Genomic DNA, 24,224 nt, shown 5'->3' on the forward strand with positions numbered 1-24,224 from the left:
AAGCAATAGCCACTTTTATTAACTGTCTAAAAGATGTTCCATATTATAAAGTCCTGCTGCTTTGCCGTGAAGGAAGGCAGCTGCTTTAAGAGCACCTACAGCAAAAACTTCTTTTGAAGCTGCAGAGTGAGATAAGGTGATGACTTCATCGTTTCCAGCGAAGAGGATATCATGCTCTCCTACGATTGTACCACCACGTATAGCGTGTATACCAATCTCATTTTTAGGACGTTTTTCACGTACGCCTGAACGGTCGTAACGAAGTGCGTATTTTTCATCTAGTGTACCTGTAATAGCATCTGCAATAGCAAGAGCTGTACCGCTTGGTGCATCTACTTTCTGATTGTGATGTTTTTCAATAATTTCAATATCAAAACCACTATCAGCTAGTACTTCAGTAGCACGTTTAGCAAGTGTAATGAGTAAATTTACACCAAGTGACATATTAGCTGAGAAGAATACAGGAATATGCTTACTTGCTTCGTGAACAAATTCGATATCTTCATCAGAAAGTCCTGTTGTACATACAACGACAGGGATTTTCTTAGTTATAGCATGTTCAAGAAGTGGTCTAACCGCTGAAGCAGTAGAGAAGTCTACGATTACATCAACAGGCACATTACAAGCACTAATATGATCAAATACAGGGAATGTATTCGGTATAGAAAGGTTAGGGTCTACACCGGCTACTAGATTTAAGTTTGGATGGTCTTTAATGATACGAACGATTGCTTGACCGATTCGACCATTACAGCCATGCATTAAGATATTGGTCATGTGCATCACCCTTTCTGTAAGAAATATTAAATAAGTTCAGCTGCTTTAAGAACAGCTGTAACTTTTTCTTCATTTGCTGATTCAAGATTTGTAAGTGGTAATCTACAAGGGCCTACTTCAAAGCCCATCATATTCATAGCAGCTTTAACTGGAATAGGATTTACTTCACAGAATAGTGCATCAATTACTGGTAAATAGTCTAATTGCAGTTTAAGTGCTTCTTTTGTATCACCTTTAAGGTAAAGGTCTACCATATCATGTGTTTGTTTTGGTGCTACGTTTGAAAGTACAGAGATAACGCCTACACCACCAAGAGAAAGTGTAGGAATGATTTGGTCATCGTTACCTGAGTAAATAGCAAAGTCAGGACCACATAGACGTGCAATTTGAGCTACTTGTGAAAGGTTACCACTTGCCTCTTTAATCCCTACAACATAAGGTAGTTTTGAAAGCTCATATACTGTTTGAGGAGTTATATTAAGACCTGTACGAGATGGTACATTATAAAGAATCATAGGAAGGTCAGTAGCCTCACCAATTGCTTTAAAGTGTTCGATAAGTCCTCTTTGAGTTGTTTTGTTGTAGTATGGTGTAACTTGAAGTGTAGCATCCACACCAAGTTCCTTAGCGCGTTTTGTAAGGGTGATACCATGATGTGTATCGTTGCTACCAGTACCAGCAATAACAGGTACGCGACCAGCAGTTTGTTCTACAGCTACTCTAATACATTCAAGGTGTTCTTCATCTGTCATAGTAGAAGCTTCGCCAGTTGTACCACAGATAATGATAGAATCTGTACCATTTTCTATTTGAAAATCAATTATTTCTCTAAGTTTATTAAAGTTAATACTTCCGTTTTCATTAAATGGTGTAACGATTGCTACACCTGCACCTTTAAAAATCATTTATCATCAGTCCTTTCACTTTTACATCATGTTTGCAATAATCCATTCAGCGATTTGTACGGCATTACTTGCAGCACCTTTACGAATATTATCAGCTACAACCCAGAGATTAATACCATGTTCAAGGCTTTCATCACGACGAATACGTCCAACAAAGACTTCATCATGACCTGTTGCATTAATAGCTAAAGGATAAATATTGTTAGCTAAATCATCTTGAACAATAATGCCTTCTGATGCAGATAGTCTGTTTATAAGTTCATCTATTTCAAATGGTTTATTAAGTTCTACGTTAATACTTTCACTATGGCTGTTAAATACAGGAACACGAACAGTTGTTGCTGTAATACGAAGTGTATCATCATGAAGGATTTTACGAGTTTCTTCAACCATTTTCATTTCTTCTTTTGTATAACCGTTTTCTAAGAAAACATCAATATGAGGTAAGCAGTTGTTTGCAATAGGATGAGGGAATTTTTTAGGGGCCTGGCCTTTAAGTCCTTCTTCAAGATCACTCCATCCACCCATACCAGCGCCTGATACAGCTTGGAATGTAGTATAAACTATTCTCTTAATACCATAGTATTCATGGAGAGGTTTAAGTGCAACAACAGCTTGTATGGTAGAGCAGTTCGGATTTGCAATAATACCTTGATGATTTCTAATATCTTCAGGATTTACTTCAGGCACAACAAGAGGAACATTAGGATCCATACGCCATGCAGAACTATTGTCAATAACAATACATCCGCTTTCTGCTGCAATAGGAGCGTATTTTAAGCTTGTGCCACCACCTGCTGAGAAAAGAGCAATATCGATTTGATAATCTTTAAAGCTGTTTTCATTAAGTTCAAGAACAGTGTATTCTTTACCATTAAAAGTAAGAGTAGAGCCTGCTGAACGAGCTGAAGCAAAAACATAAAAATTCTCAATAGGTAAATTCTTTTCTTCTAAAACCTTTAAAAATGTACGTCCTACCATGCCAGTTGCGCCTACAACCGCTAAATTAATTTTTTTCATAATGATGAGATCCTCCCTAACATTTTAAAATAAATAACAAAAGCCAGCTAATAGGTAGCTGGCTGTGAATACGATGATGTAAACTTCATTTACAAGAATCACTTAAACACAGTAGCACACCACCTATTGTATAGCAAAAGGTGACAGTTGTATAGCTATTCACTATACACCCAGGAATAAAGTGTACAAGCACATTACCCTTCGGCGATGCTTCCTTTTGAAAGTAGTCAACTTCTCTTGTAAGAATCCTAAATTCTACTCATAAGTATCGCGCCTCTACATGAATGATTAATGTTATTCAATTGTGTCTAATCATAACATGACGCATAACGGGTGTCAATATTACAAACAATTAAATACTATTTTAAATTATGAAAAGATTGATGATGCACATATTATATGCTAGAAAACTAAAAAAATGCATAAAAGCTGAAAAAGTAGGGTGAGGGTGTATATTTTTAAGATAAATTATCCATACTGTAGAACATGAATACAAAAAAAGGAAGGTAATTCTATGAAAAACATGGATAGCACTAAAGAGAAATTATTTGATGCTTTATCACCAGACCAAAAGATGAAGCTTGAAATTGCAGAGGAATTAGGTCTTTTAGATAAAGTGCAAGAAGGTGGATGGAAGAGCCTTACACCTAAAGAAACAGGGCGTATTGGTGGTCTTATGACTAAAAAGAAAAGAGAATTAAAAAATAAAGAAAATAATGCATAGGATTTAAAGAAAGGGCTCTGTAAGTAAAGCTTCTTGTAAGTTATCATGCTAAAACATAACGTACAAGAAGCTTATTTTATTATGTATAGCATAATAATTATTAAGATATACAAGAGAAAATAAAAAAACACAATAAAATAATAAAATAACCCCTTTTTATCAGTATGCATCTAAAAATTTAAAAAAAAACTAAACATTTTCACAAGAAAATGAATGGAGAGAATCCATGCATATTGATATGATTTAGGTATTAAATAAAGATAGGGGGAGTGAGTGATGAAAAAAATGAAGGCTATTAACACTAAACACACATTGTTGGTGACAATAGTTACAGCAGGAATAGTCATTAGTTTAGCTCCAATGACTCAAGCATCTTCAGAGAAAGCAGTAGATAATAACTTAATTCTACATTATGATTTTAAGTCATTGCAATCTGGAACGATTGCGAATGATGTGAGTAACAATGGAAAGGCAGGAGTTGTACGTCCAACAGGATCCCAAGTAGAAACGGAACAAGTCACTATATATGGGCAAGATTATACTGCTTTTGTCATGCAAGGAGGAAGCCCTAGCGCTACAAATACTTATATAGAGATGCCAAGCGGTATACTAAATGGCTTAGAGGATGTAACAATTAGTTGTTGGACATATGCTGAGGAACTAACAAGTTATCAGAGAATATGGGATATTGGTAGCGGTACGACTTCTTATATGTATCTATTAGCAAACGGATATAATGAGGGGCATACAGGCTATACTAGTGCCCTTACAAATACTGGTTGGTCAGGTGAAAAAGGGCCCGAAAAAGGAGAGAACATTGATATTGGACGTTGGATCTATACAACGGTTACATTTGATGGATCTGAAAAGAGTATGTCTTTATATGAAGACGGAAAATTAATTGATACGATTGCTACAGATACTGATCTTTCTGCCCTACAAAACAGTACTCAAAATTATATCGGTTATGGTCAATTTGGTAATGACATTTTTGAAGGTAAAATTGCTGATTTTAAAATTTATAATTACTCCATGAGTCAAGAGGAAGTTTTAGAACAAGTAGAAATACCAGATAAAGAACAAGTTGAGAGAGATAAAGACTCATTAACACTTGGGGATATTTCAGCTGTAACAGAAGACTTAGTGCTGCCTACAACTGGAGAAATGGGTACTTCTATTACATGGGAAACAAGTGATGCAATTACTGTATCCTCATTAGGTAAAGTAACAAGGCCAAAGGCCGGAAAGGCAGATAAGACAGTTACTTTAACTGCAACTATACAATCTGGAGGAGAAATAGCCACTAAAACATTTGAGGTAAAAGTAAAGGCTCATCTAACAGATAGGCAAATTGTAGAGAAGGATGGAGATACAATTACTCTTGGTAATTTGAATGTTGTAACGAAAGATCTTCAATTACCTACAAAAGGCGTATTAGGTTCTAGTATTTCATGGGAAAGCTCTGAACCTCATATTATCTCTGATAATGGAAAAGTAACAAGGCCAATTGATAATTACAAATTAGTTACATTAACAGCGAAAATGAGTTATGGATTAGCAGCTCTTGAAAAGGAATTTATTGCAAATGTATATCCAGTTTATGAAAAATTAGATATTGTTGAAGTAGCAGATGTAAAAGTTAACACTTCTTTGGGAATCTTACCAACTTTACCTCATAGAATAAAGGTAAATTATGAAGATAATACTATAGGACTTGAAAAAGTAGTATGGCAGGCAGATTTAACTACTGAAGATTTCTTAAAGACTGGAGTTAAGCAAATTAAAGGAAACATTGTAGATTCTTCAGTGAGTGTAGTTGCAAACGTGGTTATTACAGATAAAACAGCCCAAACACCTATTAAAGTTGCATCTGGATTTGATCTTTCTAATATCTCTCTAGATGGCAATGATACCATCTTTTCTCAGAATATGGAGCGTGCTTTAGAATATCTAAATCTGATGGATGCAGATAGAATGCTCTATAATTTTAGAACTGCCTTTGGGCAAGATACAAAAGGTGTAGAACCATTAACGGGATGGGAAGAACCAACAGGATTATTACGTGGACATTCTACAGGACATTTTATGTCAGCACTGGCACATGCTTATGCATCAACAGGAGATGAAGTATATAAAGAAAAAATGGACTATATGATCACAGAAATGCGAAAATTACAATTATTATCTAAGGGTAGTCCAGAAGACTTTAAGACATCTTGTACACCAACTGATGCAAATCAAGAAAAATGGAGTAAAGATCCAGAAACATGGGGTGTTGGATTTATTAGTGCATATTCTCCAGATCAATTTGCTTTATTAGAACAATATACACCTTATGCAACAATTTGGGCACCTTATTATACAATGCATAAATTACTTGCAGGTTTCTTAGACTGCTACACCTATGGTGGTAATGAAGAAGCATTGGAAATTGCCAAAGATCTTGGGGGATGGATATATGAACGATTAAACGCATGTACGGCAGAGCAACGTTCAAAAATGTGGGATATGTATATTGCAGGGGAATATGGTGGAATGAATGAATCACTTACAAAACTTTACGAAATTACAAGAGATGAGCGATATTTAAAAGCCGCTCAAATGTTTGATAATACTAAGTTTTTTAATAATCTATCAAATAATGTAGATGATATCCAAAATAGGCATGCTAATCAACATATTCCCCAAATTGTAGGTGCCCTCCATGAATATGCAGCTACACAAGATCCAAAGTATTATCATATTGCTCGAAACTTTTGGGATATGGTTGTAGCACGTTATTCTTATTCTATTGGTGGTGTAGGGACAGGGGAGCGTTTTAAAGATCCTTATCAACAAGGGAGCAATATCCTTGGAAATTCAGGCAGAGGTGAAAACTGCGAAACTTGTGCTGCTTACAATATGTTAAAGTTGACAAAGGATTTATACAACTATGATCCAGATAATGCTGCTTATATGGACTATTATGAGAGAACATTAATTAATCAAATTATTGCTTCACAATCTAAAGAAACAACAGAGAACATGCATAATGGCGTAACCTATATGCTTCCAATTGACCCAGGTCAAAGAAAAGATTTTGATTCTGACTATGGCGGATTTACATGTTGTAATGGAACAGGTATGGAAAATCATGTTAAATATCAAGAAGCTGTATATGCATATTCAGAGGATACACTATATGTAAACCTATATATTCCTACTACAGTAGAATGGAAAGAAAAAGGTATAACTGTAAAACAAGAGACTACGTTCCCTTCTGAGAATTCAAAATTAACGATTGGTGGAGCTGGAGATTTTACAATGAAACTGCGTGTTCCGTATTGGGCAACAGATGGCTTTACGATAAAAGTTAATGGCGATGTTATCTGTCTAAAACCAGAAGTTAGCACATATGTAGAAATTAATCGTACATGGAGTGATGGTGATATTGTTGAAATCAATATGCCATATACGTTACATTTAGATAAAACACCTGATAAAGTTGATGGTAATACTGTAGCATCGTTAATGTATGGTCCAATTGTTATGGTAGCTAAAGATACTAGGGAAGAATATACACCAATGAATTGGTACAATATGGTATTAAGCGAAAATCTTTTAGAATCGGTTGAAATTGTAACAGGAACAGATAGTGACCAACCTCCACATCTTATAGCAAATGGCTTAGATTTCTACCCAATGTATAATGCTGATAACTATCGTTATCATACTTATGTAAAAGTAGAAGAGAAGATTTCTAATGTAGCTGGCAATTAATAATTTATTCTCATAGACTTATTTTTAAACTCTATAAAATATATTTAAATTTTTTAAAAGTAAGAGAGTAATCCTTAGAGGACTACCCTCTTACTTTTTTATAGAATACAGCTAAAGTAAGTACTCCAAAATAAGAAAAGAGTATGCTACTATAAGATAAAAAGAAAAGAAGTGATGGGGATGAAACAAAAACTTTTAGGGTTAAAATTACAAATGGCTAGGCTTTGTATCTTTAAAAGTATACAAGAGCTAGAAGTTATAAGAGATTTAGAAAAGTTAGTAGAAAATATATTAGATGAAAATAAGTCTATAGTAGAAAATATAAAACTGTATAATGGTTTTACCTATAACTTTTATAAAAAAACACAGGGAAAATCTTTAAAAGCATATATTTTAGATGAGATTTTATACGGGCAGAATTTAATCAATTTACATATAGAGAGGCAAAAGGAACTTAGTATTTCCATGGTGGAGGCATTAAGAGGAGAATTAGCTGCCTTGCAGATTATAGGAGAGGTTAAAGCTGTGGTTTTAAAGGAATATATGTGTCATAAAGCAAAGTGTGAGCTGGAAAAAGAGATTATTCATAATCTTTTAGAATGGGAAAATGAATCAGAAGAAGAACAGATAGTGTTAGGTCATGCAGGATGGGATGAGAAGTCTGACCAGCTTCTGGATTTCTATAGAAATAAAGGTTGTGGCATTTTTGCTAAATATAAAGCTTTCATATGGGCGTTTGGCAAAGGACGTAAGGAGATTAAAGGAATAGATGTGCCAGATTCTATTACCATGGATGATCTCATTGGTTATCATATACAGAAGCAAGATTTACTTCGTAATACAGAGGCGTTCTTAAAAGGCTATCCAGCTAATAACTTACTCCTTTATGGAGCTAGAGGGACAGGTAAATCTTCTATGGTTAAAGCAGTACTAAATTACTTTTCATCCCATACGAGGTTAAGACTTATTGAGATGAAAAAAGACCAGCTTATGCAGCTTAAAGAATTGATTAATGAAATTAAAGATAAACCTTATTACTTTATTATTTTTATAGATGATTTAGCCTTTGAGGATAAGGAAGAAACTTATACAGCACTTAAAACTATATTAGAAGGTGGAGTAGAGACTAAACCGAGCCATGTTGTTATTTATGCTACCTCTAATCGTAGACATCTTATAGAAGAAAAGATAAGTGACAATGAACTTCATGGTAAAGATACAGTTGAAGAAAAGATGTCTCTTTCAGATCGTTTTGGCATGCGTATAGGATTTAGCTCACCTAATCAACTAGAGTATTTAGCTATTGTAAATGGATTGGTTAAGCAACGAGGACTAGATATAGAAGAAGAAATTTTAAAAAAGGAAGCACTGAAGTGGGAAATGTGGCATAATGGTAAATCAGGCAGAACGGCTAAACAGTTCGTAGATTACCTAGAAGGCCAGCAAATATAGAATAGTTCTAGGTAGAAGGAGATGGAGTATGCGTAAAATTATACATATAGATATGGATGCTTTCTATGCCCAAGTAGAAGCAAGAGAGAACCCATCTCTTAGAGGCAAGCCTGTTATTGTAGGAGGTAATCCAGATGCAAGGGGAGTTGTAGCAACTTGTTCTTATGAAGCAAGGAAGTTTGGCATTCACTCAGCTATGCCGGCTAGGACAGCTAGGCAGTTATGTCCAAGGGCTATTTTTATAAAGCCGAGATTTGATGTTTATAAGACTGTTTCAACTCAAATTGGGGAGATTTTCAGAAGGTATACGGATCAGGTAGAATTTCTATCTTTAGATGAGGCCTTTTTAGATGTAACAGAAAATAAAAAGGGTATACCTTCAGCTACCCAGATTGCTAAAGAAATCAAAAAGGCTATCTATGAGGAGTTGAATTTAACGGGCTCAGCAGGTGTATCTTACAATAAGTTTCTTGCTAAAATTGCTTCAGACTATAAAAAACCCAATGGACTTACAGTCATTACACCAGAAAAAGCCCAAGACTTTTTAGATGCTCTCCCTATTAATAAATTTTTTCTAGTAGGTAAGGTAACAGAAGAAGAGCTAAGGCGAATAGGTGTGCATTATGGGAGAGATTTAAGAAAGCTAGAGCTAGACTATTTGGTAAGTGTCTTTAAGAAAAGGGGATATATGCTCTATGATTTTGCCCGCGGTATAGATAATAGGGGAGTAGAAAATTCCCGTATTCGTAAGTCTATAGGTGCAGAAAATACCTTTAATGAAGATGTGAATCTCATAGGTGTAGAGGCTGAAAACTATTTAAAAGAGCTAGCACAAGAAGTGAGTATGAGAGTTAAGAAAAGGGCGGTCTGGGGTAAAAATGTTACCATAAAAGTTAAATTTAGTGACTTTACTCAGATCACACGTAGTATGATGACGCCTTATCCTATTTCAGAGGTAGATGAGATTATGACATATGTGCATATGCTTGTGAGTAAAGTGGAAGAACCGGAGCAAAAAGTACGCCTCTTGGGGATTACTTTATCTCATCTTGTAGACAAGGAAGCGAGAAAGGGTGAAAATATTTCTCTGTTTGAGTATTTAGATACGCTTAAGTAGGGTTGACAGGCCAATAGAGTATATTATAATAAAATTATTAGATTAAAGGAGTTGATAAAGTGGAGAACTTTGCTTGCTAATTTTATTAAAATGCATGATAAGCTTTTATAGAGCTCAAGGAACATATCTAGGATATGTTTATTTGTCGTGCATTAGCAAGAGAGTTCATCTACTATCAGCTTACGGATAAAAGCAGGTATAGCATAACCTATTCTATGCCTAGGCTTTGCTATATTTTCATATGTAGCAAAATAAGCCCTGAGAAAGAGAACTTTCTTGGGGCTTATTTTTTATATTGAAGGGAGAGAAATAGAATGTCTGTTATTAATATAACCAACCTAACCTTTAGTTATGATACACATTATGAAAATATATTTGAAAATACATCCTTTACAATTGATACCGATTGGAAACTAGGCTTTATCGGACGTAATGGCAGAGGCAAAACAACGCTTTTAAATTTACTGCAAGGTAAATATGAGTATAAAGGAAATATTGTAAGCTCTGTGACTTTTGACTACTTCCCTTTTGAAGTAGAGCAAGATCAACTGACTTTAGAAGTGATACGTAATGTAATTGCACCCTTTAGTCAGTGGGAAGAGGAAATGGAACTTTGCCTTGAGAAAAATACAGGTGCAAGTTTAGAACAATATGGTATATTACTAGATACTTATATGCAGCATGATGGTTATACCATAAAAGAATTGATTATTAAGGAAATCAGTAAGCTAGAAGTAGATGAAGAGGTTCTTAATAGACCTTTCTATACTTTAAGTAATGGGGAAAGGACCAAACTGCTTTTAGTGGCACTCTTTCTAAAGAAAAATAACTTTTTACTTATTGATGAACCTACAAATCATTTAGATATTGAAGGAAGACAAATTGTAGCGGAGTATTTAAAGAGCAAAAAAGGTTTTATATTAGTTTCTCATGATAGGCTCTTTTTAGACCAGATTATTGACCATGTTTTATGTATCAATCGTCATAACATTGAAGTGCAGCAGGGGAATTACTCAAGTTGGAAACTAAATAAAGATCGAAATGATCAGTATGAGTTAGGTGAGAATGAAAAGCTTAAGAAAGAAATTGGTAGACTAAATGCGGCTAGTATGCGCAATGAAAATTGGAGCGACCAAATAGAAAAGTCTAAAATAGGTGCAGCAGATAAAGGATTTGTTGGACATAAGTCGGCTAAGATGATGAAGCGCGCAAAGGTTATTGAAAAAAGACAGGATAAAATGATAGAAGAGAAAAAGCAATTGTTTAAAAATATAGAACAAGTCCATACTCTAAAAGTGCATTGTATGGATTACGTAAAGCCTATTTTGGCAGAAGTACAAGATGTAGTTATTCAGTATGATGGAAAGGCAGTAAGTAAGCCGATTAGCTTCAATATTAAGCAGGGAGATAGAATTGCTTTAAAGGGATCTAATGGCTGTGGTAAGTCTAGCCTTATTAAGCTATTAGTAGGGGAAGAGCTTATATATAGTGGGAAACTTTTAAAAGGTTCTAAGCTTAAAATTTCTTATGTACCCCAAGATACTAGTTTTTTAAAAGGGAGTATGAGGGACTTTGTAAGAGAGAGTGGGATTGATGAAAGTTTGTTTAAGGCTATTTTGAGAAAATTAGATTTTACAAGACAGGCATTTGATAAAGACTTATCTGAGTTAAGCGGTGGACAAAAGAAAAAAGTACTCATTGCCAGAAGTTTGTGTGAACAGGCACATCTATATGTATGGGATGAACCACTTAACTTTATTGATATTTTATCACGTACTCAGATAGAAGAGCTCATTATGCAGTATAAACCAACCATGGTCTTTGTAGAGCATGATAGACTTTTTGTAGAGACAATAGCCACAAATTGCATTTGCATAGAAAAAACAGCTAGTGTACAATAAGGTTTAGTCATCAGATGAAGAGGTGGAAGAATTGGAAATTTACAATGATTTTGCAATGATATACGATATATTTATGGAAGATACACCTTACGCGCAGTGGGTATCTTTTATAGAAGACATCATAAAAGCACAAGGTATTACCCCTAAACTTATATGTGACTTAGGGTGTGGTACAGGGAAAATGTGTGAGATGTTTGCAGATAAAGGCTTTGATGTTATTGGCATCGATGCTTCAGAGGAAATGCTCATGATTGCACGTGAGAATGAAATGGAAGCTCAGCGTGGGATTTTATATCTTATGCAGGATATGAGTGAATTTGAACTTTATGGGACTGTAGATGTGATTTACAGTAGCTGTGATAGTATCAATTATTTAATGGAAGAAGAAAAAGTGCTTTCTATGTTTAAATGGGTAAATAATTATCTTGAAAAAGGTGGATTATTTATCTTTGATGTGAACACACCTCATAAATACAAAACGCTTTTAGGAGAGAAAGTTTTTGCAGATCAGACAGAAGATGCTGCTTATATTTGGGAAAACTTCTATGATGAGAAGCAGCAGGTGAATGAGTTCTATGTAAGCTTCTTCGTAGCAGATGAAGATGGTAGATATGATAGATTTGAAGAAGTACACTATCAAAAAGCTTATGATGTAGAACGTATTAAAGCACTACTTGATACAGCAGGTATGGAACTTGTTGCAGTTTATGATGATTATACAACTAAACCTTGCGATACAAGTACTTTTAGAGCAACTTTTGTTGCGCGAGAAAAGCAAGTAGAAGGAAAAGTTTATATAGATTAAGGAGACAGAATATGGAAAACTATATTGTAAGAGGAACTGACAAAAATAAAAGTTTTAGATTTTTTGGTGCTAATACAACGGGTGTTGTTGGTGAAGCAGTAAAAAATCATGGTACATCTCCAGTTGTATCAGCAGCACTTGGACGTACAATGACAGGTACACTTATGATGGGTAACATGCTTAAAAATGATAATGACCGTGTGTGCGTTATGATTAAAGGGGATGGACCTATCCAAGGTATTACAGTAGAAGCTGATGCCAAAGGAAACGTTAAAGGCTATCCACATGTGCCAGTAGTAGATATTCCTAAAAAAGAAAATGGGAAACTTGATGTAAGTGGTGCAATCGGTAATGCCCTTATGATTGTCAAAAAAGACATTGGTCTTAAAGAGCCTTATACAGGACAAATAGCTATGCTTTCTGGAGAGATTGCAGAAGATTTTAGTTATTACTTTGCAACTTCAGAACAAACAAATACAGTAGTAGCTTTAGGCGTACTTGTTGACCGTGACTATAGTATTAAACAATCTGGTGGGTTTATTATTCAAGTACTTCCAGATGCAACAGATGAAGATATTACAAAACTTGAAGAAAAACTTAAAACTTTCACTTCTTTAACAACTTATATGGAAGAGGGGAAATCAATTGAAGACGTTATCATGATGCTTTTAGGTGATGATGCTGAGATGATGGACCGTACAGAAGTAAGATTCCATTGTGATTGTTCAAGAGAAAATATGGAACGTGCACTTATCAGTTTAGGTAGAAAAGAACTTCAAGAAATTGTAAATGATGACCAAGAAGACTTAGAGCTTGTATGCCATTTCTGCAATCATAAATATGAGTTTGACAAACAGAGCATTGTAGAACTTTTAGAAGAAGTAGCAGATGAGCCAGAAGTCGTATTAGATGAAGGTCAAGAAATTGTTTTCGATTTAGATGGAGACTCAGAAATCGTATTTGAATTAGGCGGACCAGAAGAAACACAAGAGTAAAAATAGAGGACTGTTACAAAATGCATTAGACATTTATTTGTAGCAGTCCTTTTTATACATACAACTATTAAGATTAAATGGAGGGAAGAAGATGGAATTTAAAATTATGACCAGGGAAGACTTAGATAAGATAGCAGAGCTGTATGTAGGGGCTTTTAACGGCGCACCTTGGTATGATAAGTGGACAGTGGAGACTGCTAAAAAACGCTTAGGGCAGATGATAGGCTGCGAGGATAGTTTAGGTCTTATTGCCTATGACAATAATAAAGTAGTAGGAATGGCATTAGGTAATAAGGAATATTACTATGATGCTGTACATTTTCATTTTAAAGAACTTTGTGTAGATACAGCAATTAAAGGTAAGGGGATAGGCTCTAAGTTAGTAGATGAAATGGTAAGAAGAGTGAAGGCTGATGGCGTAACTAAGATTATTCTATGGACTTTAAGATGTAGTGAGATGTTAGGTTTTTATGAGAAGCAAAACTTTAAAGTTTCTGATGAACTGATAATTATGAGACGTTCACTCTAAAAAGAATAAGGAAATTTATGATAAAGACAAAGTTATAAGGGAAAGTTAACAAATGTCCAGTCATATATTGAATTAGAGGGGTTGAGGAGGAGTAGAATGATTCAATATAGAATATGGACTGAAAATTATGCAGAACTTTTCCAAATAAAGTTAGACAGATTATTAGAAAGCCCTGACAGCATCTGTGGAAGCTGGCAATGTGACAGTCTAGATACTATAAAATGCTTCAGATGCGCAGCAAATAAAAAAGAAAAAGATGAAGTCCTTAAAAATATTGCAAACTTAGTTGGAGATGTGATTCAAGAAGGTGTTCTGAAGAAGTTTGCTAGGAGCTATTTAAAAAGTTACAAAGGATTAAATAGAGAAGAAAAAAAGGAAGTCGAAAAGCTTTTTATCCATAATAACTATATTGCTAAGGAGGAAGGGGTATCTTATATTGCTTACTATGTTATTTATACGCCTCTTATAAAAGAGCTCGAGTGTTATAAAGAAGTAAATATAGATGGATGGATGGCTTTTAGAACACAAAAGTATAAAGTTATTCTAGAAGATGTTATTGAGCAGACTATTTATGACTATGAAATGCAAAAGGATTATATTCAGTTTATTAATTTCCTGTTAGATACTAAGTCTATGCAAGAAGCAAAAGAGGAAGTCATTCATCTTATTCCTAAAGAAGAAGGGGATATCCTTCTATTAGATGAATACATGCAAGATAGAACCAAGGCTTATATGCAGCAGTATTGCAATGAGCTAGAAGATGAGAAAATGAAGATAGAAGATAAAGTGCTGCATATTTTAATTTGTGTATCACCTAAAAAAGTTATCATTCATAAAGATATTAAAGATCTGAATCCTCATTTTTTAGACACTCTTAAGGCACTTTTTCAAGAACAGCTTAGTTACTGCGATGGATGTGAAAACTGTCAGTCTCCTTTGTAAAAAAATACTACTTAATGAAAGGATATTGACAGACAAAGTAAATTTGACTAGAATGAAATCAGAATTAATAAATGAACGCGATGAAGAGACGAGTAGCTTACGAAATCTTTTTTCAGAGAGAGGATGCATTGGTGTGAGCATCTTTAAAAGATAATAAGTGAAGACCAGCTCTGAGTGATTGTAAACCAATCCGTTGACTACGTTATAGTCCTAACAAAGAGGTTTCGTTTTCGAAAACAATAAGGGTGGAACCGCGGGAATTGTACTCTCGTCCCTTTTCTAGAGCTTGTGGCTAGGAAAGGACGGGAGTTTTTTGTTGCCTAGAGCTTTAGTATAGTACACAAACTATATAAAGGAGGAAGAATAGGTATGATTAACATTACTTTAAAAGATGGCAGTCAGAAACAATACGAAGCAGGCATTTCTGTTTTAGAGGTTGCTAAAGATTTGAGTGAAGGTTTAGCACGTAATGCATGTTGCGGTCTTATAAATGGGGAAAGGGTAGATCTTAGAACAACTCTTAATGAAGATTGTAATTTAGAGATTTTAACTTTTAATGACCAAGATGGTAAATGGGCATTCCGTCATACAGCAGCGCATATGTTAGCTCAAGCTGTAAAAAGACTTTATCCAGATGTAAAACTTGCTATTGGACCAGCTATTGAAGATGGTTTCTACTATGACTTCGACCGTGATAAAGCATTCACAGAAGAAGAATTTGCGGCTATTGAAGCGGAAATGAAAAAAATCGTAAAAGCAAAACTTCCTATTGAAAGATTTGAGCTTCCACGTGAAGAAGCGATTAAACTTATGGAAGAGGCTGGCGAACCATACAAAGTAGAACTTATTAATGATTTACCAGAAGGTGAAGTGATTTCTTTCTATAGACAAGGTGAATTTATAGATTTATGTGCAGGGCCTCATCTTATGAGTACAAAACCAGTAGAAGCAGTGAAACTTTTATCAGCAGCCGGTGCATACTGGAAAGGTAGCGAGAAAAATAAAATGCTTTCTCGTATTTATGCAACAGCTTTTACAAAAAAATCAGAACTTAATGAGCACTTAGAAAAACTTGAAGAGGCTAAAAAACGTGACCACCGTAAACTTGGTCGTGAACTTGAACTTTTCACTATTTTAGATGAAGGTCCAGGTTTCCCATTCTTCTTACCAAAAGGAATGGAACTTAGAAATACACTTATTAACTATTGGAGAGAAATTCATAAAAAAGCAGGTTATAAAGAAATTTCTACACCAATTATCTTAAATAAAGATCTATGGCTTACAAGTGGTCACTGGGATCACTACCGTGAAAATATGTACACAACAGTTATTGATGAAATGGACTATGCGATTAAGCCAATGAACTGTCCAGGTGGTATGCTTGTTTATAAAACAAAAATGCGTTCTTACCGTGACCTTCCACTCCGTATGGGTGAGCTTGGTTTAGTACATCGTCATGAGCTTTCAGGTGCACTTCATGGCCTTATGAGAGTACGTAACTTTACTCAAGATGATGCGCATATCTTTATGCTACCAGAGCAAATTAAAGATGAAATAAAAGGCGTTGTAAGACTAATTGATGAAGTATATAAAGCATTTGGCTTTAAATATAAAGTAGAAGTCTCTACAAGACCTGAAGATAGCATGGGTTCAGATGAAGCATGGGAAACAGCAACAGAAGCATTAATTGAAGCTTTAACAGATATGGGATATGACTACAAAATTAACGAAGGGGATGGGGCTTTCTATGGTCCTAAAATCGACTTCAAGCTTGAAGACTGCCTAGGTAGAACATGGCAATGTGGTACAATTCAGTTAGACTTCCAACTTCCAGAACGTTTTGAGCTTGAATATATTGGTGCAGATGGAGAAAAACATCGTCCTGTTATGATTCACCGTGTTGTACTTGGTAGTATTGAACGTTTCATTGGTGTTATTACAGAACATTTTGCAGGAGCATTCCCAACATGGCTTGCACCAGTACAAGTTAAAGTACTTCCTGTTTCAGAAAAATATCATGCTTATGCAGCTAAAGTACAAGATGCTTTAGAAGAAGCTGGTCTTAGAGTAGAAAGAGATGAGCGTGCAGAGAAGATTGGTTACAAAATCCGTGAAGCACGTATGGAAAGAGTACCGTACATCTTAGTAGTAGGGGCTCAGGAAGAAGAAGAGGGCAAGGTTGCTGTAAGAAGTAGAGAAAATGGTGAAGAAGGCCAAATGGATTTACAAGCCTTTATTCAGAGAATAACTGAAGAAGTTCAGACAAAATACAATTATTTAGTAGGCAAACAAGCTTAATATACATTACAGAGGTGAAATATGATTAACATTACTTTAAAAGATGGTACTAAGAAACAGTACGAAGCAGGCATTACTATTTTAGATATTGCTAAAGATCTTAGTGAAGGTTTAGCGAGAGCAGCATGTGCTGGTAAACTTAATGGAGAAATGGTAGACCTTAGAACACCTATTACAGAAGATGCAAATCTTGAGATTCTTACATTTAATGATAAAGAAGGTAAATGGGCATTCCGCCATACAGCAGCGCATATTCTTGCACAAGCTGTTAAAAATCTTTACCCAGATGTAAAACTTGCTATTGGGCCAGCTATTGAAGATGGTTTCTACTATGACTTCGACCGTGATAAAGCATTCACAGAAGAAGAATTTGCGGCTATTGAAGCGGAAATGAAAAAAATCGTAAAAGCAAAACTTCCTATTGAAAGATTTGAGCTTCCACGTGAAGAAGCGATTAAACTTATGGAAGAGGCTGGCGAACCATACAAAGTAGAACTTATTCGTGACTTACCAGAAGGTGAAGTGATTTCTTTCTATAAACAAGGTGAATTTGTAGACTTATGTGCAGGTCCTCACCTTATGAGCACAAAACCAGTTGATGCTTTCAAAATTCTTTATGCAGCAGGTGCATACTGGAAAGGGAATGAGAAAAACAAAATGCTTGCACGTATTTACGCGACAGCATTCCCTAAAAAAGCAGAGCTTAAAGAGCACTTAGAAAAGCTTGAAGAAGCTAAAAAACGTGATCACAATAAATTAGGTCGCGAACTTAAACTCTTCACAACTGATGAATCAGTAGGCCAAGGGCTTCCACTTATGATGCCAAAAGGGGCGCGTGTTATCCAAACACTTCAAAGATGGGTAGAAGATGAAGAAGAAAGACGTGGTTATGTTCTTACAAAAACACCTAGTATGGCTAAAAACGATCTTTACAAAATTTCAGGTCACTGGGATCACTATAAAGATGGTATGTTTGTAATGGGTGAAGAAGAGACAGATAATGAAATCATTGCCCTTAGACCGATGACATGTCCATTCCAATTTTGTATTTACAATGCAGAACAACACAGCTATCGTGATCTTCCTATTCGTTATGCTGAAACAGCTACACTTGCAAGAAATGAATCATCGGGGGAAATGCATGGTCTTATCCGCGTAAGACAATTCACACTTGCTGATGGTCATATTGTATGTACACCAGAACAACTTGAAGATGAGTTCAAAGGTTGCCTTGATCTTATTAAATACATTATGGGTACACTTGGTATCGATAAAGATATTACTTACAGATTCTCTAAATGGGATCCATCAAATACTGAAAAGTATATTGATAACCCTGTAGCTTGGGAAGAAACTCAAGTAATCATGAAAAACATTTTAGATCACCTTGAAATTGACTACACAGAAGCAGAAGGTGAAGCTGCATTCTATGGTCCAAAACTTGATATTCAGTTTAAAAACGTTCATGGTAAAGAAGATACAATTATCACTATCCAAATCGACTTTGCACTTGCAGAACGTTTTGGTATGACTTATGTTGATTCAAATGGTGAGAAAAAACGTCCATATATCATTCACCGTTCATCAATCGGATGCTACGAAAGAACACTTGCAATGCTTATTGAAAAATATGCAGGTGCATTCCCAGCATGGCTTGCGCCAACTGCTGTAAAAGTACTTCCAATTTCTGATAAATATGCAGATTATGCAGCAGAAGTTGTAAAAGCCCTTAAAGATAGTGGCGTAAAAGTAGAGGCTGATTACAGAACAGAAAAGATTGGTTATAAAATCCGTGAAGCACGTATGGAAAGAATACCTTATATCTTAGTAGTAGGTATGGATGAAGAAGCAAACAGAACTGTATCTGTAAGAAGCAGACAAAATGGTGATGAAGGTGCACAAGCATTAGAGGCATTTGTAACACGTATTTCAAATGAAATTAAAACTAGATATAATTACCACTTAGAAATGAAGGCAGAAACAGAGACTAACTAGTTGACAAAGCTATTTGCTTGTGCTATCATTTCATGTGTTGAATACAGGCGCAAGTAGAAGCTTTCTCTTCTCACCTTACAACGCTAAAGTTCGTAAGGTCATACTAATTGAATTTTTTAAATCGTCAGATTTAGTATGTATATAAGAGAAGTGGATAGACTAGGTGTCTATCCACTTTCATTTTGCGGAGCGTTCACACCTACGCAAAAAGGTGTTTTATCAATACAGGCAAACAAATTTAGGAGGTGCCCATTATTAGCGAATTAATGATTAACGAGCAAATTCGTGACAAAGAAGTCAGACTTGTTGGTGTAGATGGAGAGCAAATTGGTATTGTATCAATTAAAGAAGCTCAACAAATGGCTAGCGAGAAAAATCTTGATCTTGTAAAAATTGCTCCACAAGCAAAACCACCAGTATGTAAGATTATGGATTACGGTAAGTATAAGTTTGATGCAGCTAAGAAAGAAAAAGAAGCACGTAAAAAACAAAAAACTATTAGTGTTAAAGAGGTTAGATTATCAGCAAGTATCGATAAACATGACTTTGAGACTAAAATCCGTAATGCACAAAAATTCCTTAAAGCAGGGGACAAAGTGAAAATTTCAGTTATGTTCCGTGGTCGTGAAATGATGCATACACAAAGAGGTATTGAAATTTTAGATCAAGCAATGGGACTTCTAGAAGAGGTTGGCGTAGCTGAAAACAAGCCTAAATTAGAAGGCAGAAACATGGCTATCGTGGTAGCACCAAAATAGTTACCTTAAGATAAAATATATATTTATTAAAAAGGAGGATCCTTACCATGGCTAAATTAAAAACAAATAGAGCAGCAGCAAAACGTTTTAAAGTTACAGGATCAGGCAAACTTAAAAGATCAAAAGCATACACAAGTCACATCTTAACAAAAAAATCTCCAAAGAGAAAACGTAACTTAAGACATGCAGGACTTGTTGACTCAACAAACGAAAAACAAATGAAACGTTTATTACCATATCTATAAGAAAAAGCAGTAGGAGGTTAGGAACATGGCGAGAGTAAAAGGTGGCATGGCTACTAAAAAAAGACGTAATAGAGTATTAAAATTAGCTAAAGGCTATAGAGGCGCAAAATCTAAACAATTCAGAACAGCTAAACAAGCTGTAATGAAATCTTTAAACTATGCATACGCTGGTAGAAAACAAAGAAAACGTGAATTCAGAACATTATGGATTGCTCGTATCAATGCAGCAGCTCGTATGAATGGTTTAACATACAGCCGTTTCATGAACGGACTTAAAAATGCTAATATCACAATCAACAGAAAAATGTTATCTGATATGGCAATCAACGATGCAGCAGCTTTCACACAATTAGTTGAAACAGCTAAAGCTAACTTAAAATAATTAAGTAATTGATAGAGGAGACCTAGGTATTTTACCTAGGTCTTTTTTTATTCTTAGAAAGTCCTACTTTTTAGAATACCCTGTTCTATAATTCTTAGAGAATAATACGCAAGAGCAAACTTCAATTCATTTTGATATGTTTTATAAAAGAGACAACATAAAAGAACCTATAAAGATAAAAAAGATATTATTAGTAACTTTATTACAAGAAGGGGATGTAAACTATCATTTCAGAGAGCAGGTAACACAAAAAGGTATAGCGTTTAATTATAAGATATATAAAGTTGCTAGAGGTATTAGTGATGAAAAAAGTATTGTTGAGAAAGCTAATAGATTAGTCTCTTTAATATGAGTATAATAGAAGAAAGTGTATAGGAGGAAGAGATGATGAGATGTAGTTTAGTTGGTAGTTGCTCATGCAGGATCTATTTATAGATAAGGCGATTGCCTGTTTGAGCTGTATATTTTAAGGGTCGCCTGCTCTATTTCATAAATAGCCTGCAACCTTGGATAAAATAAAAATTCTAAGGAGCGATAGGCCGTGAAATACAGAAAAGCAGAGAGCGTGTTACCACAAGAATTATTAAAGCAAATTCAGCAGTATATACAAGGTGAATATGTTTATATTCCTAATAAAAATATGTTTATATTCCTAATAAAAAGAGGATGAAAAAGGTATGGGCAGAAAAAACAGGGACAAGACATTATATTGCAGAGCGAAATATAGAGATTAAAAAACAATATTATGAATGCAAGAAATGTGAAGAACTCGCTATGGAATACCACTTAAGTTTAGCTAGTATTAGGAAAATTGTTTATGGTAATAAATAATAAATAAGATAGAAAAGTTTTTTAAATTGAAAAATAGCCAGTAACTTTACTATGATAAACATAGAGAGCTTACTGGCTATTTTGATGTAGGAAGGGGAAGCATGGAATGATACAAATTACAGATACTTTAAGATTAAGGACATATGACGGTAAGTGTAAATTTGCTCTTGAATGGTATCAGGATAGAGAACTTTTAGATTTAGTGGATGGTAAGGAAAGTAAACCTTATAATATGGAAAGGCTTATAAAGATGTATGAGTACTTAAGTGATAGGGGAGAACTCTATTTTATAGAGGTTAAACAAGGTAACAATTTTGTACCTATAGGAGATGTAACTTTATCTATGGAAGATTTATCTATTGTAATAGGTGAGAGAGGGTATAGAGGAGAGGGGATAGGAAGCAAGGTGATAGAAGCACTTAAGCTGAGGGCAAGTACATTAGGATATAAACAGTTAAGCGTAAGAGAAATTTATGATTATAATATTGCCTCACAAAAATTATTTGAAAAACAAGGATTTGATAAAGTCAAGAAAACTGATAAGGGTTATAGTTACAGATGTATACTATAAGGAAGGGGTAAAAATGAGAATAGTATATTTAGATGAAACATATTTAGATGAGGGTGTAGCATTAATGGCTAAGTATAATAAAGAGAAAAGGTATAAAATAGGCTATTGTAGTTTAAAGCCGAACAGTATAAGAAAGGATTTGATAGAGTCTTTTGAAGATGAAGAGAACAAAACTATTGGGATGATAGAACAAGGAAAGCTTATAGGTATAATAGATTTGCAAGTAGATTTAGAAAAACAGGTTATTGAAATGATAGGCCCCTTTATAGATAGAGAACAAGATAAGGAATGGTTATCTATAGCAAATGAAATGTGTCAGTTTATTTTTGAGGCGTTTGGTTTTACATATAAGTATTTATTTTTCATTCACCAAGAAAATCAAATTAATAAAAAATTACTTGAGAATCTCGGTGCGACAAGTAGAGGGCATGAATATGTATTAGAATTAAAAAAAGAAAATGTGAAAGTACAGCTTCTACCTAAAGAAATAGTAGAGGTTGGTCAGAATGTATATAAAGAAGTTCAAGCATTTCATGATACACTATGGCCAGGTGTGTACTACTCAGGAAAACAAATCATAGAAAAGCTAACTCGCGGCTATCAACTTTTTATCGCTAAAAATAATCAAGAGTTAGAAGGATATGTATTTGTGCAAAAGCAGTTAGAAGCAGAAAGCGGTTATATCCATTTCCTTGCTGTAAAAGAGGGGTATAGAAAGCAAGGTATAGGGAAAGCTTTGCTCACTAAAGTTATAGAATATTTGTTTAAAGAATCTCAAATCAAAAAAATTAGTTTGTGTGTAGAAGTTCTTAATGAAGCGGCTATGCAGTTATATTACGATGTAGGCTTTGAAGTGGAGAATGCATACACAGCTTATCAGATTCAGAATAAGGAGTAGAATGAATGGATAAAATGGTACAGAAAATGCATGCTCTATTAAACCAGACCTATGAGCTATCAAGAAATGTATTAGAAGAGTTAACACATCAAGGAATGCAAGCAACACTAAAAAATTATTCAGGACATTATATTAAGATTAATGGGCAATATGAATATCAAGCTGACCCTATTCCAGTTATCATAGTAGAAGAGGTAGGGGATATAGGGATCAATCTTAATCAGATACACCTTGAATTTTTTGTGAAGAAAGAAGAGTTGGATGAATTCAAAGTAGCAGAGCTTTTAGGGGAAAGAGACTTAGAAATTTACGGAGGAAAGGACTGTCTCCTAGATTTTTATAGTAAAGGGGATACGCCTAAACAAGTTATGGATAAAATAGGGGATTCAGATGAAGATTATATAGGAATAGCTTGTTATAGAAATAAAGAGGAGAGTATAGAAGAGATTATCACAGCATTCATAAGGATGAGAGATTTATTAAAGAAATAAAATAACGTAAGGCTGGATAGACTCCAGTCTTACGTTATTTGGCGATGTATATAAAAAATATATTGGCTAGAATACATAAAATACAGCAGACAAAAGAAGTAACAAGATAAAAATTTATTTTAAAGAATAGATGCATGAGTAGAAAAATAATACTTGAAAACAATAAGAAAACACAAATAAAGTTACTTACACTTAAGAAAAAACTTATGATAATATAGCTTAAAAAGCAGATGCTGGCAATAGCACAGGTGCGATAGATTTGTTCATAGTTAATAGTATTGCTTTTTTTCTTGGTTTTCATAGTTGTCCCCCTTTTTTTTTCTTTAATACAATGGTATGATAGAGTTGTCTCAAAAATGACTATAGAAAGTATGGAGAACAGTGAGTGTTAAAAGTATATGCATAAAGTAAGATAAAAGGGGAAATCTAATTTAGAGTGGCTATTACAATCCCTATTAGAAAATAAGGATATAATCAACATCTATAATAATGGGGAGAGACCTATGTAAGTAGATAAACGACTAGAAGATATAAAGAATTACAAGTAAAAGGAAGTATAAATTAAATATAATTAGGGGAAATAGTATAGAAAATTATTACTTTGATAAGTGTGGTTGACAAAAGTAAACAACTCCTGTAATATATCTACTTGTGAGGCGGACATACAGCATCTGACAAAAACAGATAAAAAAGACTAAAAAAGTCTTGACAAAGTGTTTCGCTTCAGATAAAATGGTAAAAGTCGCTACAATACAGTGACATACTAAATAAGATGAAATGAACTTTGAAAATAAAATAGTAACCATTAAACCAGTCGATTCATAAAGTC

At 34.5% G+C, this 24,224-nt stretch carries 23 protein-coding genes, 1 riboswitch and 2 other annotated features; of the genes, 19 read left to right on the forward strand and 4 right to left on the reverse strand.

What is annotated here, in order from left to right; all coding sequences use genetic code 11:
* Window positions 1-18: 18 nt before the first annotated feature.
* From dapB to ACLTBU_RS11430, 3 genes are read right to left on the reverse strand one after another with little or no spacing between them, the layout of a single operon-like run.
* Window positions 19-777 (reverse strand): 4-hydroxy-tetrahydrodipicolinate reductase, encoded by a 759-nt coding sequence (gene dapB / locus ACLTBU_RS11420; protein ID WP_177670133.1) that lies wholly within the window; start codon window positions 775-777, stop codon window positions 19-21.
* Between the two features lie 26 nt (window positions 778-803).
* Window positions 804-1,682 (reverse strand): 4-hydroxy-tetrahydrodipicolinate synthase, encoded by an 879-nt coding sequence (dapA, locus tag ACLTBU_RS11425; protein ID WP_249331651.1) that lies wholly within the window; start codon window positions 1,680-1,682, stop codon window positions 804-806.
* Window positions 1,683-1,703: 21 nt separating this feature from the next.
* The gene (locus ACLTBU_RS11430) at window positions 1,704-2,702 is read right to left on the reverse strand and encodes an aspartate-semialdehyde dehydrogenase (RefSeq protein ID WP_177670129.1); all 999 of its coding nucleotides are present in this window, start codon (window positions 2,700-2,702) and stop codon (window positions 1,704-1,706) included.
* A 104-nt stretch (window positions 2,703-2,806) separates the two neighbouring features.
* Window positions 2,807-2,989, reverse strand: a riboswitch (Lysine riboswitch).
* A 236-nt stretch (window positions 2,990-3,225) separates the two neighbouring features.
* Here ACLTBU_RS11430 and ACLTBU_RS11435 point away from each other — a divergent pair.
* The 19 genes from ACLTBU_RS11435 to ACLTBU_RS11525 all read left to right on the forward strand — a co-directional run bounded on the left by ACLTBU_RS11435 (window position 3,226) and on the right by ACLTBU_RS11525 (window position 23,395).
* A complete protein-coding gene (locus ACLTBU_RS11435; protein ID WP_408646565.1) occupies window positions 3,226-3,426 on the forward strand; it encodes a small, acid-soluble spore protein, alpha/beta type in 201 nt (66 codons plus the stop codon).
* A gap of 276 nt (window positions 3,427-3,702) precedes the next feature.
* Window positions 3,703-7,185 (forward strand): beta-L-arabinofuranosidase domain-containing protein, encoded by a 3,483-nt coding sequence (locus tag ACLTBU_RS11440; protein ID WP_412218977.1) that lies wholly within the window; start codon window positions 3,703-3,705, stop codon window positions 7,183-7,185.
* Window positions 7,186-7,365: 180 nt separating this feature from the next.
* Entirely contained in the window at window positions 7,366-8,637 is a 1,272-nt protein-coding gene (locus tag ACLTBU_RS11445; RefSeq protein ID WP_412218978.1) for an ATP-binding protein, read from the forward strand.
* A gap of 28 nt (window positions 8,638-8,665) precedes the next feature.
* A complete protein-coding gene (gene dinB / locus ACLTBU_RS11450) occupies window positions 8,666-9,754 on the forward strand; it encodes a DNA polymerase IV (protein WP_412218979.1) in 1,089 nt (362 codons plus the stop codon).
* A gap of 314 nt (window positions 9,755-10,068) precedes the next feature.
* A complete protein-coding gene (gene abc-f / locus ACLTBU_RS11455; protein ID WP_412218980.1) occupies window positions 10,069-11,655 on the forward strand; it encodes a ribosomal protection-like ABC-F family protein in 1,587 nt (528 codons plus the stop codon).
* A gap of 31 nt (window positions 11,656-11,686) precedes the next feature.
* A complete protein-coding gene (locus tag ACLTBU_RS11460) occupies window positions 11,687-12,460 on the forward strand; it encodes a class I SAM-dependent DNA methyltransferase (protein ID WP_249331662.1) in 774 nt (257 codons plus the stop codon).
* Between the two features lie 11 nt (window positions 12,461-12,471).
* The gene (hslO, locus tag ACLTBU_RS11465) at window positions 12,472-13,455 is read left to right on the forward strand and encodes an Hsp33 family molecular chaperone HslO (protein ID WP_412218982.1); all 984 of its coding nucleotides are present in this window, start codon (window positions 12,472-12,474) and stop codon (window positions 13,453-13,455) included.
* A gap of 91 nt (window positions 13,456-13,546) precedes the next feature.
* Entirely contained in the window at window positions 13,547-13,984 is a 438-nt protein-coding gene (locus tag ACLTBU_RS11470; RefSeq protein ID WP_412218983.1) for a GNAT family N-acetyltransferase, read from the forward strand.
* 96 nt (window positions 13,985-14,080) lie between these two features.
* Window positions 14,081-14,926: a putative sporulation protein YtxC gene (locus ACLTBU_RS11475; RefSeq protein ID WP_412218984.1), complete on the forward strand. Its 846-nt coding sequence runs from the start codon at window positions 14,081-14,083 to the stop codon at window positions 14,924-14,926.
* Between the two features lie 71 nt (window positions 14,927-14,997).
* Window positions 14,998-15,205, forward strand: a binding site (T-box leader).
* Between the two features lie 93 nt (window positions 15,206-15,298).
* Window positions 15,299-17,224, forward strand: coding sequence for a threonine--tRNA ligase (gene thrS, locus ACLTBU_RS11480; RefSeq protein WP_412218997.1), 1,926 nt, complete (start codon window positions 15,299-15,301; stop codon window positions 17,222-17,224).
* 21 nt (window positions 17,225-17,245) lie between these two features.
* Complete coding sequence (gene thrS / locus ACLTBU_RS11485; protein WP_412218985.1) at window positions 17,246-19,219, forward strand: threonine--tRNA ligase; 1,974 nt, start codon at window positions 17,246-17,248, stop codon at window positions 19,217-19,219.
* A 45-nt stretch (window positions 19,220-19,264) separates the two neighbouring features.
* Window positions 19,265-19,408: a sequence feature (ribosomal protein L20 leader region), on the forward strand.
* Window positions 19,409-19,485: 77 nt separating this feature from the next.
* Window positions 19,486-19,977, forward strand: a complete 492-nt coding sequence (gene infC / locus ACLTBU_RS11490) for a translation initiation factor IF-3 (RefSeq protein WP_412218986.1) — start codon at window positions 19,486-19,488, stop codon at window positions 19,975-19,977.
* 47 nt (window positions 19,978-20,024) lie between these two features.
* Window positions 20,025-20,222: a 50S ribosomal protein L35 gene (rpmI, locus tag ACLTBU_RS11495; protein ID WP_177670110.1), complete on the forward strand. Its 198-nt coding sequence runs from the start codon at window positions 20,025-20,027 to the stop codon at window positions 20,220-20,222.
* Between the two features lie 25 nt (window positions 20,223-20,247).
* Window positions 20,248-20,604, forward strand: coding sequence for a 50S ribosomal protein L20 (rplT, locus tag ACLTBU_RS11500; protein WP_177670108.1), 357 nt, complete (start codon window positions 20,248-20,250; stop codon window positions 20,602-20,604).
* A gap of 541 nt (window positions 20,605-21,145) precedes the next feature.
* Window positions 21,146-21,274 (forward strand): hypothetical protein, encoded by a 129-nt coding sequence (locus tag ACLTBU_RS11505; protein ID WP_412218988.1) that lies wholly within the window; start codon window positions 21,146-21,148, stop codon window positions 21,272-21,274.
* Window positions 21,271-21,435 carry a hypothetical protein gene (locus ACLTBU_RS11510; protein WP_412218989.1) on the forward strand — a complete coding sequence of 55 codons (165 nt, stop codon included), beginning with the start codon at window positions 21,271-21,273 and terminating at the stop codon, window positions 21,433-21,435. The genes ACLTBU_RS11505 and ACLTBU_RS11510 overlap by 4 nt, the downstream gene beginning before the upstream one ends.
* A gap of 106 nt (window positions 21,436-21,541) precedes the next feature.
* Window positions 21,542-22,006 carry a GNAT family N-acetyltransferase gene (locus ACLTBU_RS11515; protein ID WP_412218991.1) on the forward strand — a complete coding sequence of 155 codons (465 nt, stop codon included), beginning with the start codon at window positions 21,542-21,544 and terminating at the stop codon, window positions 22,004-22,006.
* A 13-nt stretch (window positions 22,007-22,019) separates the two neighbouring features.
* Window positions 22,020-22,904: a GNAT family N-acetyltransferase gene (locus tag ACLTBU_RS11520; protein WP_412218992.1), complete on the forward strand. Its 885-nt coding sequence runs from the start codon at window positions 22,020-22,022 to the stop codon at window positions 22,902-22,904.
* A gap of 5 nt (window positions 22,905-22,909) precedes the next feature.
* On the forward strand, window positions 22,910-23,395 hold the full coding sequence (locus ACLTBU_RS11525; RefSeq protein WP_412218993.1) for a DUF3201 domain-containing protein: 486 nt from the start codon (window positions 22,910-22,912) through the stop codon (window positions 23,393-23,395).
* A 596-nt stretch (window positions 23,396-23,991) separates the two neighbouring features.
* Here ACLTBU_RS11525 and ACLTBU_RS11530 read toward each other — a convergent pair.
* Window positions 23,992-24,224 (reverse strand): hypothetical protein (locus ACLTBU_RS11530; protein ID WP_412218994.1); only part of this gene is annotated, 233 nt, incomplete at its 5' end.

Source organism: Zhenhengia sp., assembly GCF_046966505.1.
Taxonomy (GTDB): Bacteria; Bacillota; Clostridia; order Lachnospirales; family Cellulosilyticaceae; genus Zhenhengia; species Zhenhengia yiwuensis.